General features: G+C 52.3%; 14 protein-coding genes. 7 read left to right on the forward strand and 7 right to left on the reverse strand.

Annotated features, from left to right (window positions below; translation table 11 throughout):
* Nucleotides 1–11: 11 nt before the first annotated feature.
* Nucleotides 12–1,133: a dual-specificity RNA methyltransferase RlmN gene (gene rlmN / locus CX650_RS10595; protein ID WP_039035076.1), complete on the reverse strand. Its 1,122-nt coding sequence runs from the start codon at nt 1,131–1,133 to the stop codon at nt 12–14.
* 202 nt (nt 1,134–1,335) lie between these two features.
* Here rlmN and CX650_RS10600 point away from each other — a divergent pair, with 202 nt between their 5' ends.
* Both CX650_RS10600 and CX650_RS10605 read left to right on the forward strand, forming a co-directional pair.
* Complete coding sequence (locus CX650_RS10600; protein ID WP_101095785.1) at nt 1,336–2,412, forward strand: CNNM domain-containing protein; 1,077 nt, start codon at nt 1,336–1,338, stop codon at nt 2,410–2,412.
* A 174-nt stretch (nt 2,413–2,586) separates the two neighbouring features.
* Nucleotides 2,587–4,332 carry a bifunctional metallophosphatase/5'-nucleotidase gene (locus CX650_RS10605; RefSeq protein ID WP_101095823.1) on the forward strand — a complete coding sequence of 582 codons (1,746 nt, stop codon included), beginning with the start codon at nt 2,587–2,589 and terminating at the stop codon, nt 4,330–4,332.
* A gap of 158 nt (nt 4,333–4,490) precedes the next feature.
* Here the strand turns inward: CX650_RS10605 and CX650_RS10610 are convergent, their stop codons facing one another.
* The gene (locus CX650_RS10610) at nt 4,491–5,384 is read right to left on the reverse strand and encodes a LysR family transcriptional regulator (protein WP_101095786.1); all 894 of its coding nucleotides are present in this window, start codon (nt 5,382–5,384) and stop codon (nt 4,491–4,493) included.
* Nucleotides 5,385–5,522: 138 nt separating this feature from the next.
* On the opposite strand from CX650_RS10610, the gene CX650_RS10615 reads away from it, so the two are divergent.
* Both CX650_RS10615 and CX650_RS10620 read left to right on the forward strand, forming a co-directional pair.
* Entirely contained in the window at nt 5,523–5,966 is a 444-nt protein-coding gene (locus CX650_RS10615; RefSeq protein WP_101095787.1) for a DoxX family protein, read from the forward strand.
* Between the two features lie 124 nt (nt 5,967–6,090).
* Complete coding sequence (locus tag CX650_RS10620) at nt 6,091–6,783, forward strand: pirin family protein (protein WP_101095788.1); 693 nt, start codon at nt 6,091–6,093, stop codon at nt 6,781–6,783.
* Nucleotides 6,784–6,857: 74 nt separating this feature from the next.
* Here the strand turns inward: CX650_RS10620 and CX650_RS10625 are convergent, their stop codons facing one another.
* From CX650_RS10625 to CX650_RS10645, 5 genes are all read right to left on the reverse strand, one after another.
* Entirely contained in the window at nt 6,858–7,367 is a 510-nt protein-coding gene (locus CX650_RS10625) for a GNAT family N-acetyltransferase (protein WP_101095789.1), read from the reverse strand.
* Complete coding sequence (locus CX650_RS10630) at nt 7,364–7,915, reverse strand: GNAT family N-acetyltransferase (RefSeq protein ID WP_229800087.1); 552 nt, start codon at nt 7,913–7,915, stop codon at nt 7,364–7,366. The genes CX650_RS10625 and CX650_RS10630 overlap by 4 nt, the downstream gene beginning before the upstream one ends.
* A gap of 108 nt (nt 7,916–8,023) precedes the next feature.
* Entirely contained in the window at nt 8,024–8,323 is a 300-nt protein-coding gene (locus tag CX650_RS10635) for a hypothetical protein (protein ID WP_039035081.1), read from the reverse strand.
* A 93-nt stretch (nt 8,324–8,416) separates the two neighbouring features.
* Complete coding sequence (locus CX650_RS10640; protein WP_101095791.1) at nt 8,417–8,632, reverse strand: DUF3820 family protein; 216 nt, start codon at nt 8,630–8,632, stop codon at nt 8,417–8,419.
* 226 nt (nt 8,633–8,858) lie between these two features.
* A complete protein-coding gene (locus tag CX650_RS10645; RefSeq protein WP_039035082.1) occupies nt 8,859–9,323 on the reverse strand; it encodes a GNAT family N-acetyltransferase in 465 nt (154 codons plus the stop codon).
* A 668-nt stretch (nt 9,324–9,991) separates the two neighbouring features.
* Between CX650_RS10645 and CX650_RS10655 the strand changes: the two genes are divergently transcribed.
* The 3 genes from CX650_RS10655 to CX650_RS10665 all read left to right on the forward strand — a co-directional run bounded on the left by CX650_RS10655 (nt 9,992) and on the right by CX650_RS10665 (nt 12,102).
* Complete coding sequence (locus CX650_RS10655) at nt 9,992–10,735, forward strand: AAA family ATPase (protein ID WP_039035083.1); 744 nt, start codon at nt 9,992–9,994, stop codon at nt 10,733–10,735.
* Nucleotides 10,695–11,099 carry a hypothetical protein gene (locus CX650_RS10660; RefSeq protein WP_039035084.1) on the forward strand — a complete coding sequence of 135 codons (405 nt, stop codon included), beginning with the start codon at nt 10,695–10,697 and terminating at the stop codon, nt 11,097–11,099. Before CX650_RS10655 ends, CX650_RS10660 begins: the two co-directional genes overlap by 41 nt.
* A gap of 178 nt (nt 11,100–11,277) precedes the next feature.
* A complete protein-coding gene (locus CX650_RS10665; protein ID WP_101095794.1) occupies nt 11,278–12,102 on the forward strand; it encodes a M90 family metallopeptidase in 825 nt (274 codons plus the stop codon).
* Nucleotides 12,103–12,148: the final 46 nt, after the last annotated feature.

A 12,148-nucleotide genomic window follows, 5' to 3' on the forward strand; every position in this document is an offset into this window, starting at 1 on the left:
CAAACAAAGAGTTAATCCATTGTGACCGAAATTTGATTGGCTTGCATGCGTTTTTTCGCCAGACGCTTGGTTCTGTCACGTATATCACCGGCCAACTGGCCACAGGCGGCATCGATATCATCGCCGCGGGTCTTACGCACTATTACAGTCAGACCGTATTCCATCAGCACTTTGGCAAACCTGTCGATACGGGAGTTGGAAGAACGCCCGTAAGGAGATCCCGGATAAGGATTAAACGGAATAAGGTTGACCTTGCAAGGAGTATCCTTCATCAGTTTGGCCAACTCATGGGCCTGCTCTGTGCTGTCGTTGATATGATCCAGCATCACATATTCCAGTGTGACCCGGCCACGGTTAGCGTTGGACTTGGCGATATAACGACGAATAGCAGCCAAAAATTCGTTAAGCGGATACTTCTTGTTGATAGGCACCAACTCGTTACGCAGCTCGTCATTGGGGGCATGGATACTGACCGCCAGCGCCACATCGAGGGCGTCGCCCAACTTATCCAGCGCAGGTACAACGCCGGATGTCGAAACCGTTACCCGCCGTTTGGACAGGGCAAAACCAAAGTCATCCAGCATGATATCCATCGCCGGAATCACATTGGCCAGATTCAGCAAGGGCTCACCCATGCCCATCATCACCACATTGGTGACCGGGCGCTCACCGGTTTCCTTCTGAAAACCGAGGAAGTGGGATACCCGCCAGATCTGGCCGACAATTTCAGACACTGTCAGGTTACGGTTAAAGCCCTGCTGAGCCGTGGAGCAGAAAGTACATTCCAGCGCACATCCCACCTGGGATGAGATACACAGAGTCGCCCTATCATCTTCCGGAATATAGACAGTTTCCACTTCCTGACCTTCGCCGACATTAATGGCAAACTTGATGGTGCCATCGGCCGACTTCTGATAGCTGGAGATCTCCGGCGCTACCACTTCACAGCGCTCTTTCAACTTGGCCCGCAGGTGTTTGTTGATATTGGTCATCTGGTCAAAGTCACTGATCCCGAAGTGATACAACCACTTCATCAGCTGTTCGGCACGAAACGGCTTATCGCCCAACTCGACGAAAAGCTCACGCATTGCCTTACGATCAAGATCCAAAAGATTGATCTTTTTTTCACTCATTTGACTTTCCTCAACACCAAAACCTGCAGCAGGGCGGCGAATTATACAGATAGGCCGCAACTATAGCCAGTAATTCAGCGGTTCCCCTTATACCCTACTTTCGCTCTACCGAGCATAAAATTAAGCTTCAGCTCACAAGCTCTATGATAGAATAGCGCTGGGCTAATGTTGGCCTTTGCATCGGAGTGATAATTCCCCCCTTATGCTAACGCTTATCGTTATTGTATTGGTCGCCATCGGCGTCTCTTTTCTCTGTAGTGTGTTTGAAGCCGTGCTGCTTTCGGTAACGCCCAGCTATATCGCGTCGCAGCGCCAGTCCAACCCGGACGCTGCCGAACGTCTTCAAAAACAGAAAGACAATGTCGAATCTCCTCTGGTCGCCATTTTGACACTCAACACCATAGCCCATACCGTAGGTGCGGCCGTGGCCGGTGCTCAGGCCGCCAAAGTGTTTGGCGATGAGATGTTGGGGGTATTCTCCGGGGTACTGACCTTCCTCATTCTATTCTTTTCCGAAATCATCCCCAAAACCATAGGTGCCAACTACTGGCGAGCCATGGCCCCCAGTGTGTCTGTTGCCCTGGTGTGGATGGAACGCATCACCCTGCCGCTTATCTGGATGTCCAATAAGGTTACCCGTTTGCTCGGCAAAGGTGACTCTGGCCAGTATATCCGTCAGGAAATGAGCGCCATGGCCAAGATAGGCCATGAATCCGGTGAACTGGATGAACAGGAAAGTAAAATTCTGACCCAGATGTTGAGCGTCAAGGAGATGCCGGTTACCGCCATCATGACTCCAAGAACCGTGATGTTCACTCTGCCGGCCGCCCTGACTCAATATGAATTTGTCAGCCAGCACATCAACAAGCCTTTCACCCGGGTGCCTATTTTCGACAAGGATCACGACGACATTATAGGTTATGTCAATCGTACCGATGTGCTGCTGAGTGAACGGGATAACCCAGATGCGCCCCTAGGGAACCTCAAGCGCAATTTGGTGATAGTGCCGGAAACCGCCCGCATCCTGCCGCTGTTTGAACTGATGATCAAACGCAACGCTCAGATAGCCATGGTGGTTGACGAGTACGGCAGCGGTCAGGGGCTGGTGACACTGGAAGACATAATCGAATCCTTGCTGGGGCTGGAGATTGTCGATATTAACGACCCGGCCACCGACATGCAGCAACTGGCAAGGCGACTTTGGAAACGTCGCATGAAAGACAAAGGGATCCGCCTCTCGGATGACAGAGAGCCGGTCAGCGAATCCCAAGGGCTCTGATTGCAGATTATTAATTCAGCGCTTTAACACAAATGTCATCCTAGTGGGAGATAGTGTGACAGGCTAACTAACGACCCACCCATCAATACAGTCATCATTTTGGGGGAGCTCAGGCTCCCCCTTTTTCATCTGCCTCTGGAGGTGTACAATCCCCGCTCGCAGAATGAGGATGATATGCACACAGATTATGTTTTAAGACTTGCCCATCTCAACGATACCCACTCACACTTGGATCCCAGCCGGGTTCAGTTCAAGATTGACTCTCAGGGACGCGAGTTTGATCTTCACAGCCACAGTGGTGGCTACGCTCGGATCTCGGCTCAGGTCAAGGCCGCAAGAGACGCTGCCCAAGCACAAAACCAGCCTTTTATCCTGCTCCACGGCGGCGATTGTTTCCAGGGCACCTTGTATTACAGCCAGTTCAAAGGCCGGGCCAACGCCAAACTGCTAAAGATGTTGGCACCCGATGCCATGGTCATAGGCAACCATGATATTGACGATGGCAACGCTCTGCTGGCCGGTTTTATCAAAGAGGTCGGCTTCCCTGTGCTAGCGGCCAATATGGATCTCAGCGGCGAAGCTGAAGATAAGCCCGGGCGTCTTCGAGGGCTGGACAACCTCTATGATCTGGATACTACCTCAGGCATCGGCCGCTGCCTGATAAAACCTTTCCACGACAAGCAGCTGGCGATAGTTGGTATTACTCTGGATCAAATGAAAGCCATCGCCAGGCCGGATCCCGATACCGAATTTACCGATGCATTTGTCACTACCAGGAAGACAGTTGAAGCCCTCAGAGCCAAAGGCATAGTGCATATCATAGTGCTCAGTCACTTAGGGTTGGATCAAGACAGATTACTGGCCGAAACTATCCCTGGGATCAGCCTGATCGTCGGCGGCCACACCCATACCCTGATGGGTGATTTCCGCGGTTTTGGCCTGCCATGCCTGCCCTATGGTGAAAGCGTCAACGGCGTGCCTATCCTCCATGCCGGTAAACATGCCGAAACCCTGGGGCTCGCCGACATTCAGTTCGATGGCACGGGCCGGGTGACCCGACTCGAAGGCAGTAACATCTTTATGCTGGACCGTCAGTTTCTGCTGAGCGGCCCCCAGGCGGCCACCGAAGCCGACTATCAAGCCGCCAAGGCGATCTTGGAGCAACACCCAGGTATTCACTGGGATGATAACGATGAAGCCATGGAGCAAGTGATAGCCAACGAGTTCCGCCCGGCGATAAGCTGCATGGAAAATCAGGTGCTTGCCCTGGTATCCAAACCTCTGGTGCATACCCGTCTGCCAAGCCACACCCTGCCCCACGGCAGTGAAATAGCCCCCTGGGTCAGCCGCAGTATGTTTCTGGAGTCCAGAGCCAAAGACCAAAGAGTAGACTTTGCGCTGCATAACGCCGGCGGCGTGCGTCAATCTGTGCCCCAAGGACAACTGACCAAAGCCGATGTGCTCGGGCGCCTGTTGCCGTTTGAATTGCCGCTGGTTAAATATGAAATCGCCGGGGAACACCTCTACCAGGCACTGGAGTCGGCCATCAACGCCGCCACCAACAACGGTGTGCGTGGTACCGGCGCCGGCAGTTTTCCCTATACCTATGGGCTGAGATATTTCTATGATGGCCGCAGACAGCAGGGAGAAAGACTATTCCGGCTGGAGCTGTTGCGGGCAAATGGCCTGTGGCAAGCGCTGGCACCAGAGCAGCATTATGTCGGGGTGTCCACCTGCTACACCACGGCCGGGAAAGAAGGCTATGAGCCTCTGCTGCAAGCCCGCTGGCAGGAGTCCATGCCATCACTGACATTGCCGGGCGCCTTCATCAACTTCCTGAAAAAAGCTCCCAAACTGGATGAGTTGCTATTGCCCCATGTGCACTATACCAGCCACAGAGCCGAAGCAGCCGGCGAATAAGCTGGCATATTGAGCGCGGTTATCCCTCGCCCCTGTGCGGGCAAAGCAACCATTCAAGGCCATAAGCTCTGCTCCTAAACCCTGGTTGTAAGCCATTTTATAAACTGCTTTATAAACCTACCGCCTTCATAAACCTATGGTTCCATAAACCAACCGCTTCATAAACCAAAGTCACTGCCTTGCAGGCGCTCGGCAAACCAGCCAAGCGCCTTTCCCATCTCCCCTTTTCGCCAGGCCATATAGATGGGCAGCGAAGGCCTAGGCAAGGCCACTTCACGCTGCACCAACTCACCTTTGGCCAACGCATCCCGGATCAAATGCACAGGCAGAAAACCCACCCCTATTCCCATCTTCTGTGCGGTGATCTTGGCTTCCATCGACGACACCCGGATAAGCTGACGACTGTCAAACACCCCACAGGAGCGCTGACTCAAGGAGCGCGAGGTATCTGCCACTATGATAGATGGAAATTGCAACAAGGCTTCAGAAGCTATCTCAGTGTCAAATTGCGCCAAGGGATGCTCAGGCGCCACAACAAACACAAACTCCAGCTCACCAAGCTTTTGCAGTTCATACTGACCTCTTGGCAATTCACCTGTGACGCCTATGGCGATATCGGCGCGGTTGGAATAAAGCGCATCCCAGCCGCCGCCAAGGGCCTCATGGGTCACGCTGACGGTGAGCTGTTTACCCAGCTCAGTGAATTCTTTAATTAGTGAAAGCAGCGGTGCCTGCGGCAAAACCGTATCCAGCGCCAGGGTCAGTTGCGCCTCCCAACCGGTTTCCAATTGCCTCACGGCATCCTCAAGCCGGGCGGTGGCCGCCAGGATCTCCCGCCCCTGGGTCAACACCAAACGTCCCACTTCGGTAAGTTGAGCCCGAGTGCCCTTACGTTCAAATAATCTGCTTCCCAGCTCACTCTCCAGCTTTTGAACCTGATAGGTCAAGGCAGATGGCACCTTGAAAAGCGCCTCGGCCGCTGCCGAGAAACTGCCTTTTCTATCTATAGCATCCAATACTTTAAGCGCATCCAGGCTAATGACAGAGTGCATGACAAAACCTATGTTCAATTTTTTTGAAGTTCAATGTCAAAATGTTCCGATTTTCAGCCGCAAAGGTCAAGAATAAACTGCACAGTAACTGGACAGGAAAGCCTATCCACCCTATTCAAATTCATTGAGGACACCATTATGAAACACCTGATGATAAAACTGCTCCGCACCGATGCCGGTTTCGCGCCTCTGGCGCTGCGCCTGCCTATAGGTATCACTTTTATGGCTCACGGCGCCCAGAAGCTCTTTGGCTGGTTCGGCGGTTACGGCCTGGAAGGCACAGGACAATGGATGACCTCTATCGGCCTGACTCCCGGATATTTGATGGCGCTGATGGCCGGTTCCAGTGAGTTTTTCGGCGGTCTGCTGCTTATCATAGGTTTGCTGATTCGCCCCACTTCCGCGGTGTTGGCCTTCACCATGCTGATGGCGATAGTCACAGTGCACCTGGACAACGGTTTGTTTATGTCCAACAACGGTTACGAGTTTGGTCTGGCATTGCTGGCCGCCACTGTATCCCTGGCGATTTCCGGCGCCGGTAAACTGTCCGTCGACAACATGATTGCCAGCAAGACACATTAATTCTTGTAAAGCACACATCTTGCTTTAAGCCATTCACTGCTTACAGGCCTTGCATCTTGACCTGTAAGTCTGTGAAGAGCACATAAAAAACTTGTCTGCACCTTCCCAGCAGGAGAACTGAATTATGATTTATGTACGTCATGCCGATGAGCGCGGCCGGGCCGACTTCGGCTGGCTCAGGAGCCAACACAGTTTTTCATTCGGCAACTATTACGATCCAAGGTTTATGGGGGTCTCGGCCCTGAGGGTCATCAATGATGAGAGAGTCGCACCAAGCGCCGGTTTTGATACCCACGGCCACAAGGATATGGAGATCATCAGCTATGTGATTTCCGGCACCATAGCCCATAAAGACAGCTTTGGTCATGTGAAAACCCTGCCGGCCGGTGAGTTCCAACTTATGTCTGCCGGCACGGGGATCTATCACAGTGAATACAATGCCTCGGCAACTGAACCTCTGCATTTCCTGCAGATCTGGATCCAACCGAGTAGCCAGGGTGGCACCCCGGGTTATCAGCAAAAAGCCTTTGTCCAGAGTTCGTCCCTGACCCCGGTCGTCACTCCCGATGGCCGCGATGGCACCCTGTCCATCAAACAGGACGCCAGCGTCTACCGCCTGGAGCTAACCGCTGCCGAGCAGACGAGCTTCAAGCTGGCAAAGGGGCGCAACTTCTATGCTCAAGTGGTGGAAGGAGAGCTGCAACTGGCAGGTGAACCCCTGCAAAGTGGCGATGGTATTCACATCAACGAACTTGAGGAGTTTGTCATCAAGGCCGGCAACAAGCGTACTGTCGCCCTGGTGTTTGATTTGCCGTAACCAGCAGCGTTTTTGGCGTTTGTCCAAGGCCGCCCCTGGAACTTCATTTGGGTGATTTTCCAGGGCAGCTTAGGTTATAACTGCAGCAGCATACTGAAATTGGTCAACACTTCCCCGTGACGTTGATGCTGATTGCGCTTCAAGGTTGTAAAGCCCTGCTTGCCGAAAAACGCTTTGGCATAGAAAGAAGCTTCAACCCTCAAACACTGCACCCCGGAATCGACGGCGTATCTCAATAGCTGCCGGTAGAGCTCGGCGGCAATCCCCCGGCGCTGGGCATTGGGGTGAGAAAAAAGGCAGTCTATCTCGGCTTCACCCGGCGCATTCAAAGGCTTTAAGTTAATAAATCCAAGCAAATTGCGACCATCTTCGGCAACCCAGAGCGCCGTCCCCTGCAAACGATTTCGCCACTCATCTTCGCTGCGCTTTGCCGGCGACCAGGCCTGGCATTGCGCCTGACTGTAATGCTCAGTGCTGGCGTTTACCACCAGATGAAACAGCTCGGCGATGGCCGCGCAGTCCTCAGGGCGACCTTGGCGAACAATAAAGCCATGCTCGATTTGAGTGGCAGTTGGTGAGTTCATGGAGACTTAACTCTTTCGTGCACCAAAGGCGCCAGTATCAGCTTCATAAAATAGCTGCCGAACATTTGGCCGGATTTTTCCTGATAGCTTTTGTGACGCAAACGAAACCCTGCACGCTCAAACACAGGTTTGGACAGCGCCGAAGCATCTGTTGTCAGGTGATGATAGCCTTGGGTGAGTGCCCACTTCTTGGCGGCTTCAAGCAAGGAGGAGGCAACACCCTGACGCTGGCTATCGGGCGCCACATAAAGGCAGGCGATGTAACCTCGCTCACGGAAGGTGGTCTCCAGCAACACAAAGCCCACACATAGAGGACTTTGCTCACTGCCCTTGAGCATCACCCAGGCCTGAGCCCGTTTGAGCCTTAGCTGCCAGTATCGCCCCGAGCGCGGCGCCGCCGACCAAGCCAGACGCTGAGCCGCATTATAGCGGGCATCATCTATGGCAGTAACGGCACTGTGGTACAGATTGGCTATCTGCTCCCCCAAGTGCCTGTGACGAGAATGAGAGTAAACCTCTACCCGCAACATGAGAATTGGTACCAACACAGTTGAATTGCAGGCATTCTGCCCGACATTTGTGCTCAGGCAAAGCCCTTAAGCACAAATAAAAAAAGCCGCGAACAGAGTCGCGACTTTAACAGAGAGTGGATGAAATCACTTCTTATCGATTTCACCAACAAACATCAGCTTGTCAAAAGTACGGTTGAGGGTCTTGCTGGTGAAGTTGTTCATCCACATCTGCTCGGTCACCTGCACCTTATCACCCTTGGCCACAGCTACCTGAGGACCAGCCGCCCAAAAGGTTTTATCGGCTTCTTTAATCTGCACATAGGTATAACCGCCACTATTCATGGTGTCGACCACTGTGCCTTCATGTACCGCACCTTGTGCCCAGGCTGAAGATATACCCAGAGCCAAAGCCGCGGTCGCCAAGATCTTTGCCAATTTTGCCATTGTCTGTTGCTTCCTGTTGTCGTTGGAAATACTGCGCCATTAAAACATGTGTTATTTCATAAATCGCTAATAGGGTTCACACTTTTGACAGCTTCACGTACGTAGCAATGGCCGCAGCATAGACTCAAGACCATTGAGCTTCACCTCATAGATAAGCGCCAATTGCTGCCCAAGCTTGCCCTCGGGGAACCCCTTGGAGTGAAACCACACCAGATAAGGCTCGGGAAGCTCCAATAACTTGCGTCCGGCGTACTTGCCAAAGGGCATGGTCTGATTGATCGCTTCCAACAACTGCTGTTCCGGCTGCATCTTCTCTCCGTTTCAGGCTAAAGTTGCCAGTATACTCCGGAAAAGTAAACTTGAGTGGAAAGCCTGCCAAGCCGCGCGGCTCAGCGCCAAATTTTGTCTGAGGTCAATTCAGCGACGTATAAGTGACCCACGACATGAATAACTGTCGAATTGATAACTCAACTAGCCTACCTGGGTAAACCGCAGCGTTAGCCTGGCCTTCAACAAAGAAAGGCAAGCTTTCAATTCAACCTACGCTTTTCAGCCAAAGATTTCCCGGCACACTATGGCCGCCAGGCTTGAACCCCAGGCGCTGTGCCAAGACTTCATCTCCCGGAAGCACCTCCAGCATCAGTTGCCATTTAGGCGAGCCCAGAAGCGATAATCGCTCAATGACAGTCTCCAACAAAAAGCTGCCGAGTCCAAGATGGCGAAATTCGGGCAACACCAGAAAATCCTGTAGCAGATAGTGTCCAGGCTCCCGACAAGATCCAGCTGCAGAGCCGCTTCGCACCAAAGCCAGCGCCACCAGTTGCCCACCTTGCTGATTTTCCCTGATACATAAGGACAACAATGGTTTGGCAGGCAAATAACTGTCATCCAGTCCATGCACGGGCAGTCCAGCCCTGTCTCTAAGCAACAAGAGTTCATGGATTGCCAGACAACACTCCTCAACTTCAAAGCGACTGGTCTGGTTAAGTACGTGGCCCATAAATGCCTCCTTGCATAAATGCAGATGGTCGGAACGTCCAGAGAAAAGTCTGGCTAGCATCCCAACATGGCAGAGTTCTGTGGCAAGGAAATGACAGTTGCTAAGCTCACCAAGCGGCATAGAGTAATAAAAGACCACTCCCTTCTCGGCCCATAGACACCCAAGCGTTTGATTAACAGCCCAATCGACAAAGATCACATTTATTTATATTTTTTAAATCTAAAAAAAATACTTTTAATTCCTATATACAGTATTGGCGGTGTCATAAAAGAGACTCTGGCGGTTCGGATCCGGGCACAGTTCAGTTTTAACAAATAAATGACGCGGCAACATTTTTTTAACGACATAATTTTATTGATAATTTCTCCGGCCACCTTACTCATGGATAACACCGCCATTATTACGACAACCCAAGAGGGTAACGCCAAAAACATGACGCCACAAAAACAATAAAAACCAATAAAAATCATCAAGTTGACCAATAACAATTTAACTTTTACATTTGTTTTACCGTTCACTGTTCACCTCCGTCAGCGAAAGCTTTTGGGAGCGCAAACAAGCAACGACACGGTAAACATTAAGTAGGGAACATTTCCGAACCAAGGAAAGTTGTAAGCCATCAGGGAAAGAACAAATAACTTAAGAACAAGCTTTCAGAGGGCAAGACAATGATCATACTCGTTGGCGGTGAAAAGGGGGGCAGCGGCAAAAGCTGCCTGGCACAAAACATTGCCGTTTTTCTCACGGTAGAGTGTGGCGCATCGGTGATCATGGTGGATTGCGACCCTCAGCGAACCACCTCTGATTGGATCCAGGCCCGCAACAACGACAGCAAACTCGCCGGGATTAACTGTGTGCAACTCTATGGCAAAATCCGCAACGATCTACTGAGCCTGGAGCAACACTACGACTACGTGATAGTCGATTGCGGCGGCCAGGACAACTTGGCGCTACGTGCCACCATGTCAGTAGCCTCCCATGTACTTATGCCCCTTAGACCCAAGCGCCGCGATCTTAAAACCGTCAGCCATATGGATGATATCGTCGCCACCTGCATGATGATAAACCCCAAGATGCGCGCCTCTTTTGTTATCACCCAGTGCCCTAACCTGCCCAACCAGGCCAGCCGTATTCTCGAGGCCAAGGAAGTCTGTAAAACCTACGATATCAATGTGCTGGACGCCATTACCTACAGCCGCAACATCTATGATGACAGCGAAGAGTCCGGCCGCTCGGTAATTGAATTCGAGCCCAAGGGCAAGGCCGCCACCGAGATCCGTGCCATCGCCTGCGAAATGCTGCAGGCACAGAATGCCACTGAGATCCGCAGCCGCCTGATGACCAACCAACTCAACAGCATGAGGACTCAGTATGGGACTGGCCGATCTGAAGAAAAACGTTACGCCATCTGAGGTTGATGCCCGCAGACATATGATGGCCATGCAATCCCTGGATGAGTTTATCGACGGCGCCATCTATTACGCCATGGGACAAACACAACAAGCGGCGGTAACTATGCCGGTTGAGCAACTGTGTTCCAATACAGCTTCCACCAATCAGGAAGCCACCCAGCAAAAGCTGATACCCAAACGTCGCCACGAACCTTTTCGCAAGGCGACTTTTACCCTGAGTGAAGCGGCCATCAGCCACCTGGCCGAAATGGCCAGCGACTGTGATATTGCCAAGTCACGCCTGATACGTTTGCTTATCAAGCATCATCACAGCCTGGCGCCACAAGAGCGCCGCGAGCTGGAACAGAAGTTTATGCCGGACTAACTCTTTCCCTTGAACTGCGTGGACTGTTTGACACTCCCACCCTTTGCTGACAGCCGATAACAGGTTTCAACCTCTTTGCTGTCAGCTTTTTTTTGCTTATTTTTCATGCGCCGAGCTTGAGTTATTCCCACTGAGCCCCCACAGATCTGATTAGACGCTTTAGCCATGGAGCCGGATCATGCTGGCCATTCTGATAACCCTCGCCGCCGGCGCCAGCGCCATAGGTTGGATCCTCAGCCAATCCTGGCGGGATCGCAGACGCAGAGACAAGATACGCGCCAAGCCTTTCCCCAAGGAATGGCGCACTATCCTGAAAAAACGTATGCCCTATTTCCGTTCCCTGCCCAGTGACCTGCAACTGCAGCTCAAGAAACACATTCAGGTATTTCTGGCGGAAAAGCAGTTTGTCGGTTGCGACGGGTTGGAGATAGATGATGAAATCCGCGTAACCATAGCCGCGCAGGCCTGTCTCTTGTTACTCAATCGTCAAACCGACTATTACCCTAACCTGAGACAAATTCTGGTGTACCCATCAGCCTTTATTGTTCACCAGCAGCAGCGGGATGCCAATGGCCTGGAATGGCACAGCCAAAGGTTATTGGCGGGAGAATCCTGGGGGCAGGGGAAAGTCGTCCTTTCCTGGCAAAATACCCTGGATGACGCCGCCGATCCGGCAGACGGCAGGAATGTCGTGATCCATGAGTTTGCCCATCAACTGGATCAGGAAGCAGGCGATGCCAATGGCGCTCCCAGACTCGGTGAGTTCAACGCCTATCCTGTGTGGTCGCAGGTTTTGGGGCAGGAGTTTGCCAAACTGCAGGCTCAGGCCGCCCGTGGTGAGCCGAGCCTATTCAGTTACTACGGCGCCACCAATCCGGCCGAGTTCTTTGCTGTCATAAGCGAGGTATTCTTCGAGCAACCGCAGCAGATGAAAGCCGATTATCCGCAACTCTACCAGGAACTGAGCCGCTTCTATCGTCTCGATCCCTTGAATTGGCACTAGGCCATCCTTGCAACAGTACAATTGCACACTTCCCCCCTCCTTTGGC

Origin of the sequence: Shewanella indica (assembly GCF_002836975.1) — a bacterium.
Classification (GTDB): domain Bacteria; phylum Pseudomonadota; class Gammaproteobacteria; order Enterobacterales; family Shewanellaceae; genus Shewanella; species Shewanella indica.

Coding starts and splice junctions, on each gene's coding strand:
- rlmN (WP_039035076.1), bottom strand. CDS start 1,133: ATGAGTGAAAAAAAGATCAATCTTTTGGATCTTGATCGTAAGGCAATG.
- CX650_RS10600 (WP_101095785.1), top strand. CDS start 1,336: ATGCTAACGCTTATCGTTATTGTATTGGTCGCCATCGGCGTCTCTTTT.
- CX650_RS10605 (WP_101095823.1), top strand. CDS start 2,587: ATGCACACAGATTATGTTTTAAGACTTGCCCATCTCAACGATACCCAC.
- CX650_RS10610 (WP_101095786.1), bottom strand. CDS start 5,384: ATGCACTCTGTCATTAGCCTGGATGCGCTTAAAGTATTGGATGCTATA.
- CX650_RS10615 (WP_101095787.1), top strand. CDS start 5,523: ATGAAACACCTGATGATAAAACTGCTCCGCACCGATGCCGGTTTCGCG.
- CX650_RS10620 (WP_101095788.1), top strand. CDS start 6,091: ATGATTTATGTACGTCATGCCGATGAGCGCGGCCGGGCCGACTTCGGC.
- CX650_RS10625 (WP_101095789.1), bottom strand. CDS start 7,367: ATGAACTCACCAACTGCCACTCAAATCGAGCATGGCTTTATTGTTCGC.
- CX650_RS10635 (WP_039035081.1), bottom strand. CDS start 8,323: ATGGCAAAATTGGCAAAGATCTTGGCGACCGCGGCTTTGGCTCTGGGT.
- CX650_RS10640 (WP_101095791.1), bottom strand. CDS start 8,632: ATGCAGCCGGAACAGCAGTTGTTGGAAGCGATCAATCAGACCATGCCC.
- CX650_RS10645 (WP_039035082.1), bottom strand. CDS start 9,323: ATGGGCCACGTACTTAACCAGACCAGTCGCTTTGAAGTTGAGGAGTGT.
- CX650_RS10655 (WP_039035083.1), top strand. CDS start 9,992: ATGATCATACTCGTTGGCGGTGAAAAGGGGGGCAGCGGCAAAAGCTGC.
- CX650_RS10660 (WP_039035084.1), top strand. CDS start 10,695: ATGGGACTGGCCGATCTGAAGAAAAACGTTACGCCATCTGAGGTTGAT.
- CX650_RS10665 (WP_101095794.1), top strand. CDS start 11,278: ATGCTGGCCATTCTGATAACCCTCGCCGCCGGCGCCAGCGCCATAGGT.